This is a genomic window from Maribellus maritimus, from assembly GCF_022267315.1.
Lineage (GTDB): Bacteria > Bacteroidota > Bacteroidia > Bacteroidales > Prolixibacteraceae > Draconibacterium > Draconibacterium maritimum.
The window spans coordinates 136,815-154,864 of the sequence record NZ_JAIKLE010000008.1; the positions used below are offsets into that span (position 1 = coordinate 136,815).

Sequence of the window (18,050 nt, forward strand, 5' to 3'; positions counted from 1 at the left end):
TCCCTAATTTTACATTATCAAAAACTGAAAAGCTGATCAAAAAAAAATAAAATTTGGGTTGATACATTTTATTGTTGAAAAAATACACGCATGAAAATAAAAATTTCGAAATACGCGCGATTAGGCATTTTAATTGTTACATCAATAACCATATTGATTTGGGGGCTAAGTTACCTGAAAGGGAATGACATATTTAAACAAAACAAATATTACCACGTAATCTACGAACGCATTGACGGACTTGATGTTTCAAACAAAGTTACATTAAACGGATACCAGGTGGGGCAAGTCAAAGAAATTTCATTTACTCCCGACAACAGCGGAAAACTTATAGTAACCTTAATGATAGATGCCGATTTCAGAATTCCCGTAAATTCAGTTGCCCAAATCATAAGCGCCGATATAATGGGAACACGATCGGTTAAATTAGTTCTAAGCAAAGAGACCGAAATTTATTCATCAAATGATACTATTCCGGGTGCTGTTGAAGCTGACTTAAAAGAACAGGTTAGCATGCAGGTTTTACCAATAAAAAATAAGGCAGAAGAGCTGCTTGGTACCCTTGATTCTGCAATAACAGTACTAACGGTTATTTTTAACGAAGATGCCAGGCAGAATCTTTCTGAAAGTTTTGAGAACATCAACCAAACCATCGAAAATCTTGAAAAAACCACGGCCGATTTAAATGAAATTGTCTCCACTGAAAAAGGAAGTATTCAAAGAATAATTGTAAATGTTGATGAAATCACAACAACATTTAAAGAAAATACAGGTGAACTTGAAAAAACAATCCAAAACCTCTCTGCATTTAGCGATACGCTTGCACAGGTTTCCGTTTCTCCTGTTCTAACCAACCTGCAAAATGCCTCAAACCAACTTTTAGCTACTATCGAAAAATTAAACAGCGACGATAATTCTGCCGGGCTTTTGCTAAACGACGATGAACTTTATTATTCCATAAACACCCTCTCCGAAGACTTGAGTTCACTGATCAGTGATATTCAAACCAACCCGAAAAGATATCTTCACTTTTCCGCGCTGGATTTAGGCAAAGAAGTATATATTACCGCAGCCGGAGATGCTGCATCAAAAAATATTATTTTTAAAGTGCATCTGATATCAACCGAAAATCAAATTCCGTTAAATTCAAAAATATTTGACGGACTGGGAACCGAGGTTGAGGAATATTCAACAAGTGGTGCTTATTCCTACCTTACTGGTGCAACCAATTCTTACAATGAAATTATCGAGTTACAAAAAAAAGTAAAAAGAAATTTTCCGGATGCAACTGTCGTAGCATTTAAAAACGGACGGTTAATAAAATTAAAAAAAGCACTAAAATCCTTACGATAATAAACCAGCTAGTGTTGATATAAATTGTTATGACAACAAAAACCCAACTACTACCAACCAGATATACTATTAGCTATCAACGCATTACACATAACATACTCAATATCAAAATCTTAACAGAGCTCGTAAATAATTAAATTTTAAACCACTGATAGAGAAAACAATATAATTATCACGAAAAAATCAATAGCAATTTCATTTTTTTTTTAACTTTTTTTTCGCAAATTTTGTTTCCGGGAATACTGAGAATTATAAAGAATTATTTTGTAGAACCTCATTAACTTGCGTTTTTAAATGAGCAACGAATACCAAGCTGCGTGGGAAAAATGTCTTCACGTTATTAAAGACAATGTACCTACCAGTAGTTATAAAACATGGTTTGAACCAATAGTACCGGTTAAACTTGACAACAAAGTGTTAACAATACAAGTTCCGAGTGCATTCTTTTATGAATACCTTGAAGAACAGTTTATTGACATCTTGCGAAAAACACTTCGTATGGTGCTTGGCACCGGTGCCAAACTTGAATATAACGTTGTTATGGGAAATGCTTCGGATAATGGAAATACACCGTTCACAGTAAGCTACCCAACCAACAACAATAATAAAATTCAGAACAAACCACTGACCATTCCGTTGCGTTCAGAAGAAAAAGCCTCAATAAAAAATCCATTTATTATCCCTGGCATTCAAAAGCTTCAAATCGATCCTCAACTTAAACCGGATAATACTTTTGATAATTTTGTTGAAGGTGATTGCAACCGCCTGGCCAGAAGTGCAGGTTTTGCCGTTGCTCAAAACCCCGGAGGGACAGCCTTCAATCCTTTAATGATATACGGAAATTCAGGTTTGGGAAAAACTCACCTGGCGCAAGCAATTGGAATTGAAGTAAAAGAGCGTTTTCCGGACAAAGTTGTTTTATATGTAAATGCCAATAAATTTCAAACCCAGTTTACCGAAGCCACAAGAAACAACAACAGGAACGATTTTCTTCATTTTTATCAAATGATTGATGTTCTGATTCTGGACGATGTTCATGAATTTGCAGGAAAAGAAAAGACCCAGGAAACTTTTTTCCATATTTTTAATCATCTCCATCAAATGGGTAAACAGTTGGTTTTGACATCAGACAAACCGCCAATTGAATTAAAAGGGATGGAACAAAGGCTACTTTCGAGATTTAAGTGGGGATTAACAGCAGATTTACAGACGCCCGACTTTGAAACCCGAATGGAAATTTTAAAAAGAAAAGTATACAAAGACGGGATTTCACTTTCCGACGAAGTGCTGGAATATATTGCATCTCATGTTTCAAATAATGTTCGTGAACTGGAGGGAGCATTGGTTTCGCTGCTTGCTCAGTCAATGTTGAACAAACGGGAAATTACGCTTGAGTTGGCAGCCAAACTCATAAACAAACTGGTTAAAAATTCCAAACGAGAGCTTTCTATCGAATACATTTCAAAAGTGGTTTGCGATTATTTCAACATGCCGGTTGACGCATTACAGACAAAAACAAGAAAACGTGAAATTGTACAAGCCAGACAAATTGCAATGTATTTTTCAAAAAGCCTCACAAAATATTCACTGGCGAGCATTGGAGCACAAATTGGAAGTAAAGACCATGCCACTGTACTTCATGCATGCAAAACGGTAAATAATCTGAAAGATACAGATAAAAACTTCAGACAGTTTGTAGAAGACATTGAAAAGAAATTAAAAATGTAATTAAAAGCATCCAAAACCGGATGCTTTTTTATCATACAAATGATATATCTATTTGCCAGTATAATTTCCTCAACTTCTATCTATATAATTTTTCGTTGGGCAAAAAATTATTCTTGCAACCTCACTCATTTAATTACAGTAAACTACTTTACAGCAACTATTTTTGGTACTGTACTGTTTTCACCATCTGAATCTATTTTTACAGATCAAACAAAAAACTGGTTCCCTTTTGCCTTACTTTTGGGTATATTATTTACCGGATTGTTCTTTTTAATCGGAAACTCTTCTCAAAAAGCGGGGATTACGGTTACTACATTGGCAAACAAATTGTCATTGGTATTTCCTGTCCTTTTTTCTATTTCATTTTTCAACGAAGGAATTTCCACCCTAGAATATATCGGATTAACAGGCTCATTCGCAGCCATAGTACTAACCGTTTATAAAAAGGAAATCAAAAAAACCAATATCATATTTATTCTCTTTCCTGTTTCTATTTTTATAGGTAGCGGCTTTGCTGATTCACTAGTTAAATATGTTCAAACACTAAAAACATCTCCCGAACAGATACCGATATTTACTACCTATGTATTTTTTGTAGCATTTGTTTTTGCCCTTCTATTCTCGATCCGAAATGGAAAGAAAATATTGAATGTATTGATTCCTACTGTACTTTTGGGTATTCTTCTGGGAATTGCGAATTTTGGGTCACTTTATTTTCTGATGAATGCTTTAAGCAGCAACTATTTGGAAAGCTCTCTGATTTTTGCCGTTAACAATATGTCCATTGTTGCACTCTCAGCATTTGTTGGATATATTATTTTTAACGAAAAGCTAAACAAAATAAATTATGCCGGGTTGGCTCTGGCATTTGTGAGTTTATATTTATTAACGTAATGGAAGACACATATAAAACAATCGGGAATTCCAATGAAGGCTATTTTAAAGACAAAGGCAGTAAATTTTTATCATATGCTTTTCCTGTACATTCCGAAGAAGAAATTAAAGAGCACCTGAATCGACTAAAAAAAGAACACCATAGTGCCCGCCACCATTGTTACGCCTGGCGCCTGGGCACAGAAGAAATTACTTTCCGGGCCAACGACGACGGAGAACCTTCGTCAACAGCAGGAAAACCAATCTTAGGTCAGCTCCAGAGTTTTGAAGTAACTAACATTTTAATCGTAGTTGTTCGTTATTTCGGGGGTACTTTACTTGGTGTAAGTGGTCTGATAAATGCCTACAAAAGCGCTGCCGCCGATGTTCTTTCAAAAACAAAAATTGTTACAAAAACCATAGAAAGACGCTACCAGCTTCATTTTAACTATCCGGTTTTAAATGATGTAATGAATATAATCAAGCAGGAAAATTTTACGATTTTGAATACAAAATTTGAAATCGATTGTCTGTTGGATTTTTCCGTCAGGAAGTCGGAAGCAGAAAAGGCAGAACAAATTTTCAGAAATTTTTATGGTGTAGAAATAAAAAAAACAGAGTGAATTCTGTTGATAAAATAATAAAAAAAACTTGCATTAATCATTATTTCTGAAAATAAAACCCGCTAATTTTGAATCATGATGAAACGCCTAAATTTTAATTCAAAAAAAGGAACCCTAAAACGCTATAAAAAAATAATTCTTTATTCTCAGAGTTTCATCACAAATCCATTAAATCATATTTTCGATTTTCTACATAAGAAAGGATATTTCCTTTTCAACCTACAGAAAACCAACATTTCTTTTTTTCAGAATGTTGGTTTTCTTTTTTTTATGAACAGATTAAACACATTAGTTAAGGCATATTATGAAAAAGGATTTAATTTCAATTACAGACTATTCAAAGGATGAATATCTGAAAATTATGAAACTGGCGGCGGAATTTGAAGAAAACCCGAATCAGGAACTACTAAAGGGGAAAGTTGTTGCTTCCCTTTTTTTTGAGCCTTCAACCCGCACTCGTTTGAGCTTTGAGACCGCTATCAGCCGGTTGGGGGGCCGGATAGTTGGGTTTGCCGATCCAGGGAGTTCAAGCGCAACAAAAGGCGAAACGTTACATGACACCATAAAAATGGTAAGTAATTATGCCGATTTGATAGTTATGCGACACCCACTGGAAGGAGCAGCCAGATATGCCGCAGAAATCTCGCCTGTTCCGGTAATAAATGCAGGAGACGGAGCAAACCAACACCCAACCCAGACATTGCTCGATATGTATTCAATTTTGAAAACACAAGGAACACTCGATAATATGAATATTTTTATGGTCGGGGATCTGAAATTCGGAAGAACCGTACACTCGCTTCTCATGGCCATGTCAGAGTTCGGGAGTCCAATTTTTAACTTTATCGCACCGGAAGAGCTTCAAATGCCAAAAGTGTATAAGCTGTTTTTAAAAGAAAAAGGAATTCGCTTTTTTGAACATACCGAGTTTACCGATATTATAAGTGAAGCTGATATTATATACATGACAAGGGTTCAAAAGGAGCGTTTTTCAGATCCTATCGAATATGAAAAAGTAAAAAACATTTACATTCTGAATAATGCAATGTTAAAAAATACAAAACCAAATGTAAAAATTTTACACCCTCTCCCCAGGGTTAATGAAATTCATACCGATGTAGACAGCAACGAAAAAGCATATTATTTTACACAAGCGTTAAATGGTGTTTTTACACGCGAAGCCATAATTGCCCACACCATGAACCTAAAATAAAAAGAAATGAACAACGATATGAAAAAGAAGCTGAAACTAAAAGTAAGCGCAATAAAAGACGGAACGGTAATCGATCATATTCCGGCCAAAAACCTTTTTACAGTAATTACCATACTGGGCTTAGATAAAATTGAAAACCAAATTACTTTTGGGACAAATCTGGATAGTGGGAAATTGGGAACAAAAGCCATTATAAAAGTTTCGGACAAGTTTTTTGAAAACGATGAAATAAATAAAATTGCATTAATAGCGCCACATGCCAAATTGAATATTATCAGAGATTATGAGGTTGTTGAAAAGAAGATTGTTAAAATTCCGGAAGTAATAAAAGGTATTGTAAAGTGTTTTAATCCCAAATGCATCACCAATCATGAAAAAATATCAACGTGCTTTACAGTTATATCAAAAGAATCACTGGAGCTGAAATGTAAATACTGCGAAAAGATTACATCACAGGATCAAATAAAAATGTATTAAAATGTTAGATTGAAATTTACCTTTGGTCTGCATAAAAAGAAATACTGTTTTTTAACAAACACCAACAGGATTTTTTTTATATTTGCAGCGCTCAAAGCCCAGTTGGCGGAATTGGTAGACGCGCTAGTTTCAGGGACTAGTGTCCAATTGGACGTGAAGGTTCGAGTCCTTTACTGGGCACGATTAAAGAATCAAAAAAAATAAAAAGCACTTAAGATATTGATTTTAAGTGCTTTTTGTTTTTACAAGGAAGTCAAAAAGCACAAAAAAGGTCAAGATAAACGAGACTTTACCGAGAACAAACAATTTTAAAAGATATGTTCTTGATATAGTCTCAGAAATTCTCGCGATACTCTCTTTTACAAACATTTAAATTGACATGAATTGATTCGATTTGGTATTGAAAATCATGCTCTAAACGGGTATTTTTAGGCAACAATCGAGAACAATTTTTCGATTACCTTAAAAAGAAGAAATTATAAGATTTGAAGACTGCTTTTTTTGTACACTTGATTCAAAAAAAACGCCAATTTTTATAAGAGGTTATGAAAATTTCTTTAGGTTTTGTCGTTGTAATTGTTTGAAACAAGGTTTAAACTACCAAGAAAGTCCATGCAGGCAGCTTTTACATTGTAGCTTCTGTCTGGCATCTCACGTACTTTTTTTACAGCCTCAATAAAAGGCGTTTTGTTATTGGTATACATCAAAAAGTTTATAGCCAACAGTGCAATGTCCATGTTCTCAGACAGGCAATTTTCAATAAGAATCTGCTGAGCCCTTTTATTCTCCCACAATCGAAAAGAAATAGCTGCAGCACCAAGCGAAACCAATGGATAGGTATCATCCATACTTTTTACAATCTGCTTCTGAAATTCATTTAACATCTCCTGTTCCTGGCTTCGCAATCCCATAATTCCCCAGTACCTGACGATTTTATTTTTATTCCGAAGATATTCAACTTGTTTTGCAGCAACGTTTCTCCCTCTTTTTCCAGAAACTGAAGCGGCTTTATAAATTTTTTTGAAAGGATATTTTTGTTTATCCAAACGATATTCGTAAGCAGTTTGATATTTTGAAAGCAACCTAATTTCATATTCAGGCAAAAACATTACATCCCTGGCTTTCAATACGTCTTCATCCAATTGTTTTCTCATTTTTTGCAACACATCACTATAAGTCGGATTGTTAATCAGGTTATTAGTTTCCCAAAGGTCATTCTCAATGTCAAAAAGATATTCAGCCGTGCGCGGTTCAAAATAGCTTTTCTGAAGAGAATCAAGCAGCTGGATATTGTAATCGCTTCGCATCTGCTGTACAATTTCAGAAATGTACATATAACGAATATATCTTCCCTGAGGAATGAATGGTAAATAATTTCGGGAATATATAAACCGTCCATCTGTAATAGTGCGCACCATATCAATTCCGTTATCTGCCCGGTCTGCCGACAAAATAAGATGATTAACAGGTTCTGAACGATATTTGCCCATCAAAATCCGGCCCTCGAGGTATTTCGGTATTTCTCCATCAGTCAGGCTGATCAAGGTTGGAGCCAAATCTTCAAAACTTATTAGCTCCTCGGTAACTGCTCCGGCCGTTCCCCAAGGCGAAAGATGTTTGTACATTTCCGGAAACCACACAACAAAAGGTACACGGTAGCCATAATTTATACCATTGGTTTTTCCACGAGGTTCTCCTTCGCCATGATCGGCAAAAAAGAAAATAATTGTGCTATCTCTCAAATTGTCAGCATCCAGCTGTTCAAGCAGTTCTCCGATGCGTTTATCAGTTAGAGAGATCGAATTATAAACCCGTGCAAAATGTTTTCGCATCTCGTCGCTTTCACGATAAATAGGTGGCATTTCAAAAGCATCTTCTGAAATTCGCTCGTCTTCATCCAGCTTTTCCCACACATTTTCGATATACCAGTCATAAGGCATTGTCATTGTTCTCGACTGGTGCGATTCCTTAAAATTAAAAACAGCAAAAAAAGGTTGTCCTGGCTTTCTGTTCCACCACCCGGCTTTCCCGGAGCTTTCGTTCCATGTTTCGCGAATAAAAAAATTTGCATTGGCAATATTGTAATCGGTTTTCGAATTATTGGAAACGTAATATCCCTGTTTTTGCAAATAATAAGGGAAACCTTTAATAGACTCAGGAATCGGATAATTGCTCCGATGATTGCCTGTACCTGCTTTAAAAGTACGAACTCCTGTTATTATTGTACTTCGACTCGGAGAACATACTGTTCCAGTTGAAAAAGCGTTAGTGAATCGAACACCTTCCTGAGCAAGTTTATCGATAACAGGTGTATTGGCATTACTATTACCGTAGCACCCAAAAAATTGCGGAGAAGAGTCCTCAATGGTAATCCACAAAATATTAGGTTTGTTTTGTGCTGAACAATAAAAACCAACCATTAACAGGAAGCACAATAAGTATTCTTTATAGTTCTTCATAGTCTTTATATATTTGTAAATCCCTGTCTTCTATTTAAGGTCTCTTATATCAATTTTATCATCACCGTCTTTGTCTAACCTGTCAAACAATTCATTTGTTCCTCCAAATTCCTTATGTGTAATAATTTCATCATTGTTTAAATCGAATTGTTTAATATCATTGAAAGAAAAACTACCTAATTTCTTTTTAGTTCTCATGTATTTCTGTGAAAGTCTTATTTCATTGAGCAGTTTATCCTTTTTACTACCAATGGTTTTATCAAAGAATGCTAAAACAGAAGGCCACAATAAACTCTCATGTGTAAGCATTGGTGTATGTCCTAAATCATCTACTAAAATTAGATTAATATTTTCAGCCCCAACTTTTCTCAGCTCTGAAGCCAGCCGTATTGACTGACTGGCAGGAACGGTCTTGTCTTTGGTACCATGAATCAACAAAAACGGCGGAGACATTTTATTAACATAGCTAATCGGAGAAGCTTTTTGTGCTCGTTCCATTAATGTCCCTTTCGAACTATCGAGAAATTCAACTGACTGAACCGAATCATAATTTTCCCAATTTGAAAAATCAGTAGGAGCCGAAACTGCACATACTGCGTTTACAACACTGGAAAATTCCATATTGGCTCCATCATCAAATCCCATATCGACTGGAACTAGACCAAGCATAGATGCAAGATGGGCTCCAGCTGAGTTACCATAAGCTCCAATTCTATCCGGGTCGACGTTATATCTGTCTGCATTTGCCCTGAGAAAACGGATAGCTGATTTTACATCCTGAAGACAAGCAGGAAAGGGGGCTTCCCCGGAGAGACGATACCTAACAGCCATAGCAACGTACCCATTTTGAGCAAACCGAACAATTAATCCCCTTTGTCCGTTTTTATCGCCTTTTTTCCATCCGCCTCCATGAATTGTTGCTACAGCTGGTAAATTTTCTCCTACATTCTCCGGAACGGCAATATCTACCAGCCAGGCATTATTCCCTTCTTTATAAGGAATATCAGAATAAAATTTTACTCCTGCAGGAGGACTGAAACACGCTTTCTTCTTTTGAGCCCCTGAGAACAAAGGAACGACTATCAAGAGAAGAAAACAGGCAAGTGGTGATATCAAACTTGAAATATTTCGTTTTAATGTTTTAAATTCAATTCTATTTTTCATAATGGTATCAACTATTTATCTTCATTCAAGATTTCTTCTGATAAGAAAGGGAATGTTTTTGAGGAGATTCGTGCCTCTCTCATTAACCGTTTTAATTCGCCGACAACTTCGGGAAAATCTTTTGCAACATTATTCCTCTCCTCTTTATCATTTGACAGATTATATAGTTCGAATTGACCATTCTCCACAAATAGAACAGCTTTCCAATCTCCTTTCCTAACAGCCTGAGTACCTCCTCTTTCATGAAATTCCCAATACAAAAAATCGTGTTGTTGTTGTTCTTTTTGCCCTAGTAGTGTCGGAAGAAAAGAAATCCCATCAATATTTTTCGGCGTTTCAATTTCCACAAGTTCAGCAATTGTAGGCATTACATCCCAAAAAGCAGAAACATGATCGCTGGTTGTTCCTGCTTTTATTTTACCCGGATACCAGGCAATCATTGGTTCACGGATACCACCTTCATATAAATCTCTTTTATACCCTCTCAATGGTCCGTTGCTGTCAAAATAGTCAGGATCGGCACCAGCTTCGAGATGAGGACCATTATCAGAACTAAAAATAACTAAAGTATTATCGTCTATTCCCAGCTCTTTTAGTTTTGTAAAAATATCTCCCACCTGTTTGTCGAGCAAGGTAACCATCGCCGCAAATGCGGCATGGCCTTCAGGTTGTGTTCCGTATGATCCATCTCTGAAACCTTTTTCATCAGGTTCTGTTCCATCGAAACTTTTTTCCGGCAGGAATTTACCTCTGAATTTTTTAATTAATGTTTCCGGTGGTAACAACTCAGCATGAGGAATTATATTTGGGTAATACATGAAAAAAGGTTTGTTCCTGTTCTGTTCAATAAACTGAAGAGCCTCATGATGAATAAGCTCCGGAGCATATTTTATCAGCTTGTCTCCATTGTTTTCATTCAGTATAACTTTATTTTGGTTATGCCATAAATAAGCAGGGTAATAATTATGAGCCTTGCGTTGACAATTATATCCATAAAATTCATCAAATCCCTGCATGTTTGGGTCTCCTTTTGAGCCGGGATAACCCAATCCCCATTTCCCAAATGCACCGGTTACATAACCCTCTTTTTTAAGCATTTCTGCTATTGTAAAAGTTGAATCAGGAATTGGCCACTGCCCTTCAGGCTTTGCTGCTTTATTCCCTCTTACTGGTGTGTGACCAGTTGTTTGCCCCGTCATTAAAGATGAGCGGGACGGCGCACAAACCGTGGCACCGGCATAATGTTGTGTGAAAAGCATACCTTCACTGGCCATCTTGTCGATATTTGGGGTGCTAAAAAGCTTTTGTCCGTAGCAACTTAAATCACCATATCCCAAATCGTCTGCTAAAATATATATAATATTGGGTTTGCTATTTTCCTTCTTCTTTTGAGTGATACACGAATAAAAAAGAAATACCGTTACAAATAAAAGATAAGCTGAATATTTTAATTTCATTTTTTTACTTTTTGGTTGTTAATGACTTAGTACAACGGAGATAAAACAAAACTAAATGAGGTTTGCTGAGGATGTATCCAAAAGGCTTCCAGCGGTTTCACATTTCCGCAACTCATGTTTCCCAATGGTGCATTTAATGCATCCACATGAAGAATTCCACAGGCTTGTTTATTCAACTCAAAAGGGTGCATTGCCTCAGTAATATTTCTATTTTCGAAATGGCTGACGGAAGCCTGAAACATTGAACTTTGACCGGATATCATAATTCCTTCACCCCTATTATTTGAAAGTTTTAACCAGCGCACATCTGTTTTATTCCCGTTCTCCTGCGGCACGGGATAGTTTACCCACTGGTCATCAATAGTTCCTGACCAGATTCCGGGATAAACACCTGCCCGGTGATCTGCATAAGATTCATAAGGACCATTCCCATACCACTCAAATTGCTCAAAACCTTCAGGCGTTTTCATTTGTATTCCAATACGAGGCAACATTTCGGGTAATTCTCCAAATGGTTCCACTTGCAATGTAACTTTAATTTTCCCATCAGGGAAAATCACATATTTCATACTGGTATTAAAACCAGAGGATTCTTTTGCCTGTGACTGAAATCCAACAGATACAACGATTGTACTGTCATTGTTTTCCATCTGAATATTTTTCAGCACGTTATTTATATCTCCCAATCCTGAATCAAGCCATCTGGCTGATAATCTGCGAGCATCGTTTCTTGTAGGCGGCCTCCAGAAACAAGAAGTAGGACCTTCTTCTAAAAGAGGTTTCCCGGCAAATACATAGGAAATAATTTCTCCATTCTTTTTACTGAATTTCATTGAGAAAAGGTTGTTTTTTATCGAGATTAGCTCCGCCGTTTCATCGCTCTCTATCTTATCATACCGGGAATTTGTATTTGACAAAATGGCCCCGCTCCAATCAGACAGTGAAAAATGCCCCCTTGCAATAGAAAGTCCAGCGCCGGCCCAGGGAACTTCCTCCTTTAGACGAACTTCAACAATCAATATTTGCTCCTTTTCTGAATTTAACCGGTGCTCAGAGAATAACTCAAATTCTTTCTTTTGCCCTGGCTTTATTTTTATGTTATCGATAGTCCCTTGCCAAACCTGATATCCATCCTCAAGCAACCTCCATGCTAAAATACAGCTACTTAAATCATCGAAATAATTTTTGTTAAGCAGTTCAACAGTAATATTTTTTCTATCTGTTAATTTGAACGCTATATTCTGATATGCTGCTTTTACTTCAACAAGTTTGCTGTCACCAGTCCTGTCAGGGAAAATAATACCGTTTAAACAAAAGTCGTTGTCTCCAACCTTATCTCCAAAATCTCCGCCATACCCCCAATAAGGTGTTCCGTCGTTGGTGTATGTGAGTAGCCCCTGATCAACCCAGTCCCAAATGCATCCACCGCTAAGTTGTGGATACTTCTCAAACATAGCGACATACTCTGGTAGGTTTCCAATTGAATTTCCCATTGCATGTGCGTATTCGTTCATTAAGAAAGGTCTGTTGTCATCAAGATGAGCTATAGCTTCCAGTGCTTCCAATGGCAAATACCGATTAACACCTTCAATTTTACCATCCACAGCTATACTGCGATTTATTCCGCCAAGAACGTCACAGGACACAGGATTTCCGGCAGCATGATAATGTGTTGGCCGTGTAGGATCTAACCGGTGAGCCAGTTTGTTCATTGCCACGAAATTTGAGCCATTACCTGCTTCGTTTCCGTGAGACCACATTACAACCGAAGGATGATTTTTATCACGTTCAATCATTGCTTCTGCCCTGTCGAGAAATGCCTGTTTCCAGCTATCATCATCTGCCAGGCTGTTTTGTTTTACACCAAAACCGTGACTTTCCAAATTCGCTTCGTCAATAACATAAATACCAAAGCGGTCGCATAAATTATAAAATTCCGGATCCTGTGGATAATGAGCCGTACGAACGCAATTAATATTGTTCTGTTTCATTAACTGAATATCCTTTCTAAGTAATTCAGGACGAACATTTTTCCCATTCACTGGATCTCCTTCAACTCTGTTTACTCCTTTAAAAATTACGGCTTGTCCGTTAACCAATACTGTTCTGTCTTTTATTTTAATTTCTCTTATTCCAAACTGACTTCCAGCCATTGACAGCGTCTTTCCATTTTGGTCCTTTAATTTAAAAGTTATATAATACAGATTAGGAATTTCTGCTGACCACAGTTCCGGATTTTTAATTTCTAAATTAAATTGGGTTGACAGCGACGATTTTTGTTCAACGGTCTCAACTGAAAACGTTTTATAAAGAATTACTTCTTGAAATGAATTGTAAATTGTCGTCTCAACAGTTGACGAGACTTGCTTTTTAGATTGGGTATTTGTGAGTTCTAAACCTACTGTTAAGTTAGCATTTGAGAAATTATCGTTTAGTTGGGTTTGTATAAAGAAGTCGTGAATATGAAAAGTCGACTTTGCAACCATGTAAACATCACGAAAAATACCTGACATTCGCCATCCATCCTGATCTTCGAGGTAGATACCATCACTTAACCTGTACACTTCAACAGCTAGTGTATTTTCTCCACTTTTCAAATAAGGAGTAATATTAAATTCAGATGTAGTCCGGCTATCTTCACTGTACCCGACAACCTCTCCGTTAACCCATACATAAAAAGCTGATTCTACTCCGTTAAAGTTAAGATATACATTTTTTCCTGTCCACTCTTCGGGTATGACAAAATTTCTACGGTATGAACCGACCGGACGTCCTTTTATATCTTTGGGAATAACGTAAGGTGGATTCTTTTCGATAAGGAAACCAATGTTTCTGTAAACCGGCATTCCATATCCGCGCATTTGCCAGCTACAAGGAACATCAATAAAATCCCATTCGGAAACATCAAAATCCGTTTTATAAAAGTCTGCTGGACGTTTGTCCACATCCTCCGACCAGTGGAAACGCCATTTTCCGTCCAGAGACAAATAAAAGTCTGATTCCTTTTGGTTAAAAAATACTTGTGCTGGTTTTGAAAGAGGAATAAATGTTGAGCGCCAAGGCTCTTCATTTACCTGGTTGATTTTTTGATTTTCCCAATTTTGTTTCGTTGCTTTATTTTGGGCAAAAGACCATGAAAACAACAAAACGAAAACAACAAGAGATATTATATTCTTATTCATTATATTTAATGTTTAAAGTGAACAAATTTTATTTTGCTGGAAAGGCAACCCTGCGGAGAACAGTACATCCTTCGGGTATAAGTTGTACATTTCTCTTATTCCCTTTTTCATCAATAAGTTTTCCCTTTAAATACAAGGGTGATTCTTCCCATGGGCTCAGTTTGTTCGCTTTTTTATTTTCTGTTATTGAAAATTTACTGTCACTGTCAATAAGATAATTCCATCCGGTACTGTCCATCGTATTTACCTCGTAACGATAAAACCCCGTATTATTATATTCGTAGCTTTCAACTAATTCGTATGAAAATGGTAATGCATAAACCAACGGGCCACGTTGTACAAAAAATCCAGGAGAAGGCACCGTTTCTGAAACGGGATGAGGAATAAGTTTGGAATTCATAACAAATTTTATCTCCAAAGTATCTCCTGTCTGCCACTTTTTCGTAATAATAATTTGCTCTTGCTTCCTGACAATATTTGCATCTTTGAGTTCTTTTACTTCAACATTGCTTACTCCTTCCGGAATTCGGAAACAGAGAGCAAAAGAAACTGATTTTTCCGGTTCTACGCTGAAATTTATTAGATCGGAAAAAGGATAATCTGTTCTTTCACTGATTTTTACTTTTACTCCATTAATGTCCGTATTTAGTTCTACAGGCCCATAGAACATTGCTGTTAATCCCGGGGCATCCGTATTTTTCATCCACATTCCATCGATAAAGTAAGGTAATAAACGAGGCCCGCTTGTAACACAGCAAATAGCCTGTTGTTTATACGAATTCGAATCGAACACTCCTTTCTTACACGAAAAACGGTTGGAATCGTATGCAAGCCTGCCTCCATGGTCGCAGGAATTAATTGTAACCCGGTTGTCGCTGGATAAATATTCCAGTGCTTTTAACACCGGGAGACGAGCTCCCTGACCGGCATTAAAAACTGTTCTTTCCACAAAATCCCCTAATTGTAAATTACCGCTGATACTAATTAAACGATTTAATGAAAACACCATTTCCGTCATTCCGCAATATTCCCTATATGCATCAGCTGTTCCCGGGCGTCCTTTAACGGATTCATCGCCAACAACGCCACCTCCGGGAGTAATATGTTCTTTTAATTTACGAACGCTCATGTCAGCGGCTTTCTGAATTTCACTATCTTGGGTTATACTTGCAACTAGTTCAGCCATATAAAGTCCTTCCATAATGTGCGGAGTATGCTTTTCCCACTTTTTGTTTTTAGCCAAAAGATTTGTCATTGTCAAATCATCATCTCTAACCGGGCCTTTATTGAAATCATTGTAAAATTTAACTGCAAAATCCAGGTATAACTTTTCTTTTGTAAGACGGTACATCCATTCGAGAATATCGAAAAATCCAACAGCATGACTAATTCCACCACCTTGTTTTTCTCCTTCGGGTGGACTTTGAAAATAACTTCTGTCGGTATATTGGAGAACAGAAAGTTTGGCTGCTCGGTTCACCGCTTCCAAATAACGTATGTCTCCGGTATATTCGTACCAGGCAAGCATTGCCGACATAATGCGGCTTTGCACCCACAGTTCTCCGTTTTCATAGGTGTGGTTAAACCGGGTATTGGGTTCATCTCCTGCCACGTACATACCGATGTAGCCATCTTCTCCCTGAAATTTCAAAAGGCGTTCCATCCACTCATTGGCTCTTAGTATAAATGCTGTATCTCCTGATTGTATTGCCATTCGAATAATCCCGTCTTTTAAATACCCCTCTGGCTCAGCCCCCCACCAACCAAGTAAATGCGGATATTCAGAAAAACGTTCAGTACTTTTCATCCGGTTTGTGTTAAAAACGTCCTGGTTAACAAAGGGACATATTTTTTCAAAACACGATAAATATCCTTCATTTAAATCTCTCTTCATTTGTTCCTTTATCCAGCCACGGGCAGTTACCTCTCCTACTTTCAAAATTTTATACTTTGGATGATAAGAGGGTTCGGGCTTGTTATCTCCACATATACCTTTTCCGACAAGTAGTAACAGGCAAAATATAATAATATTAATTTGTTTCATTATTTTTTAATTTTTTGTCGAACCAACTTCCACCTTCCTCGATCATTTGGATGCGAAGAGTTAACATTTCTTTCCGCATTTTTTCCACTATTCCAGGATATTGGTCGGCTACATTGTATCTTTGTTCTTTATCTGTTTTTATGTTATATAGTGCAAAATGTGAGGGTTCATTTTCAAGCATAAAATTGTAGTGTTCCAGCCTAAAAGCCCACTGAGAGTATCTGTCCTCACCTTTTCCTGGTTTAATATTTGCAGTTTCAAATTTATTATAGAACGGAGCGTAGGGAGGGATATCGTTCAAATACCCCAAGAGGCACCATTCTCCTTCGCGTAACATGCTAACAGGGTCATGAGTATACTTAAAGAAGAAAAGTGGTTTATTACGTTTTATCTCTTTCTTTTTTCCCTTGATTACCGGTAAGATTGAAATACCATCCAATTTTCTTTCATTCGATTTTAATGGCACCCCAATAATATCAGCCAACGTTAGAAAAACATCTGTAAAACAAGCAGGGAAGTGAGATACTTTGCCTGGGTATATTTTTTTATCCCACTTTATAATAAAAGGAACCCGAAGTCCCCCCTCGTAATTAAAAACTTTCGCACCACGAAGTGGATCATTGGAATGATTCATTTTTGAGCCATTATCAGAGGAAAAAATGATAACTGTTTCTTTGTCCAGCCCTGTCTGGTTTAAATAATCCAATAATCGTCCGATAGCATTATCCATATTCTCAATGCACCCGTAATATTCGGCATTGTAATCATGTCTTTTTACTAAACTATCGGGAGCGGCAACTTTGTCGTGTGGTTCATTAAACCAAACATTCATATAAAACGGAGTTTCAGACTTATGCCTATCTTTCAACCAGTTAATTGCCTCATCAACTACTAGTTGGCATGCATAACCTTTTGTCTGCCCCACAGGTTTCCCATTTCTGAAATAGTTAACAGGATTTTTGTGCGATGGTTGGGCATTGTTATAAGTGTAAAAGCTATAATCAAACCCCTGGTCGGAGGGTAAGTGGCTTTTACTGTTATCGGTAACCAGATGCCATTTACCCAAATGGACTGTTTGATACCCCTTTTTTTTCACCATTTCTGCAATAGTAATTTCACTGTCTCTCAAATGCATAGGTGATTCGGGAGGAATATAATTATAAATGCCAAGACGTGTTGCATTACGTCCGGTGAGCAGGGCCGCTCTTGATGGAGAGCATACGGCAGCACCTGCATAAAAATCGGTAAACAATACTCCATCTTTAGCAAGGTGATCAATGTTTGGTGTAACGCATGTTGGAGACCTTTCTGTTTGCATATTTGACATTGCCCGGTAACAGGAGATATCGTTATACCCCAAATCGTCAGCCAACAGTATTATGATATTGGGGTTATTTGCTTTGCAACTGATAATTCCGATAATAAGCAGTGACAATAAAATTAAATTTTTAGAGCCTTTCATTTTGGAATTTATTTT

Annotated in this window: 12 protein-coding genes and 1 tRNA gene; 7 read left to right on the forward strand and 6 right to left on the reverse strand. The window is 37.0% G+C overall.

Features of this window, described 5'->3' with window-relative positions:
• Nucleotides 1-90 precede the first annotated feature (90 nt).
• From K5G00_RS09460 to K5G00_RS09490, 7 genes are all read left to right on the forward strand, one after another.
• The gene (locus tag K5G00_RS09460; protein WP_238765920.1) at nucleotides 91-1,353 is read left to right on the forward strand and encodes an MlaD family protein; all 1,263 of its coding nucleotides are present in this window, start codon (nucleotides 91-93) and stop codon (nucleotides 1,351-1,353) included.
• A 294-nt stretch (nucleotides 1,354-1,647) separates the two neighbouring features.
• Nucleotides 1,648-3,081: a chromosomal replication initiator protein DnaA gene (dnaA, locus tag K5G00_RS09465; protein ID WP_238765921.1), complete on the forward strand. Its 1,434-nt coding sequence runs from the start codon at nucleotides 1,648-1,650 to the stop codon at nucleotides 3,079-3,081.
• A 39-nt stretch (nucleotides 3,082-3,120) separates the two neighbouring features.
• Nucleotides 3,121-3,975 carry a hypothetical protein gene (locus K5G00_RS09470; RefSeq protein ID WP_238765922.1) on the forward strand — a complete coding sequence of 285 codons (855 nt, stop codon included), beginning with the start codon at nucleotides 3,121-3,123 and terminating at the stop codon, nucleotides 3,973-3,975.
• Complete coding sequence (locus K5G00_RS09475) at nucleotides 3,975-4,577, forward strand: IMPACT family protein (protein ID WP_238765923.1); 603 nt, start codon at nucleotides 3,975-3,977, stop codon at nucleotides 4,575-4,577. The genes K5G00_RS09470 and K5G00_RS09475 overlap by 1 nt, the downstream gene beginning before the upstream one ends.
• Before the next feature lie 304 nt (nucleotides 4,578-4,881).
• Nucleotides 4,882-5,790, forward strand: a complete 909-nt coding sequence (gene pyrB / locus K5G00_RS09480; RefSeq protein ID WP_238765924.1) for an aspartate carbamoyltransferase — start codon at nucleotides 4,882-4,884, stop codon at nucleotides 5,788-5,790.
• A gap of 6 nt (nucleotides 5,791-5,796) precedes the next feature.
• Nucleotides 5,797-6,267 (forward strand): aspartate carbamoyltransferase regulatory subunit, encoded by a 471-nt coding sequence (pyrI, locus tag K5G00_RS09485; RefSeq protein ID WP_238765925.1) that lies wholly within the window; start codon nucleotides 5,797-5,799, stop codon nucleotides 6,265-6,267.
• 96 nt (nucleotides 6,268-6,363) lie between these two features.
• A tRNA-Leu gene (locus K5G00_RS09490) sits at nucleotides 6,364-6,447 on the forward strand.
• 377 nt (nucleotides 6,448-6,824) lie between these two features.
• On the opposite strand, the gene K5G00_RS09495 is transcribed toward K5G00_RS09490, so the two are convergent.
• The 6 genes from K5G00_RS09495 to K5G00_RS09520 are packed head-to-tail and all read right to left on the reverse strand — an operon-like array spanning nucleotide 6,825 to nucleotide 18,035.
• The gene (locus tag K5G00_RS09495; protein WP_238765926.1) at nucleotides 6,825-8,726 is read right to left on the reverse strand and encodes a sulfatase family protein; all 1,902 of its coding nucleotides are present in this window, start codon (nucleotides 8,724-8,726) and stop codon (nucleotides 6,825-6,827) included.
• A gap of 30 nt (nucleotides 8,727-8,756) precedes the next feature.
• Entirely contained in the window at nucleotides 8,757-9,890 is a 1,134-nt protein-coding gene (locus K5G00_RS09500) for an alpha/beta hydrolase (RefSeq protein ID WP_238765927.1), read from the reverse strand.
• A gap of 11 nt (nucleotides 9,891-9,901) precedes the next feature.
• Complete coding sequence (locus tag K5G00_RS09505) at nucleotides 9,902-11,347, reverse strand: arylsulfatase (RefSeq protein WP_238765928.1); 1,446 nt, start codon at nucleotides 11,345-11,347, stop codon at nucleotides 9,902-9,904.
• A 26-nt stretch (nucleotides 11,348-11,373) separates the two neighbouring features.
• Nucleotides 11,374-14,529: a glycoside hydrolase family 2 TIM barrel-domain containing protein gene (locus K5G00_RS09510; protein ID WP_238765929.1), complete on the reverse strand. Its 3,156-nt coding sequence runs from the start codon at nucleotides 14,527-14,529 to the stop codon at nucleotides 11,374-11,376.
• Between the two features lie 28 nt (nucleotides 14,530-14,557).
• A complete protein-coding gene (locus K5G00_RS09515) occupies nucleotides 14,558-16,573 on the reverse strand; it encodes a beta-L-arabinofuranosidase domain-containing protein (RefSeq protein ID WP_238765930.1) in 2,016 nt (671 codons plus the stop codon).
• Nucleotides 16,560-18,035 carry a sulfatase-like hydrolase/transferase gene (locus K5G00_RS09520; RefSeq protein WP_238765931.1) on the reverse strand — a complete coding sequence of 492 codons (1,476 nt, stop codon included), beginning with the start codon at nucleotides 18,033-18,035 and terminating at the stop codon, nucleotides 16,560-16,562. The genes K5G00_RS09515 and K5G00_RS09520 overlap by 14 nt, the downstream gene beginning before the upstream one ends.
• Nucleotides 18,036-18,050: the final 15 nt, after the last annotated feature.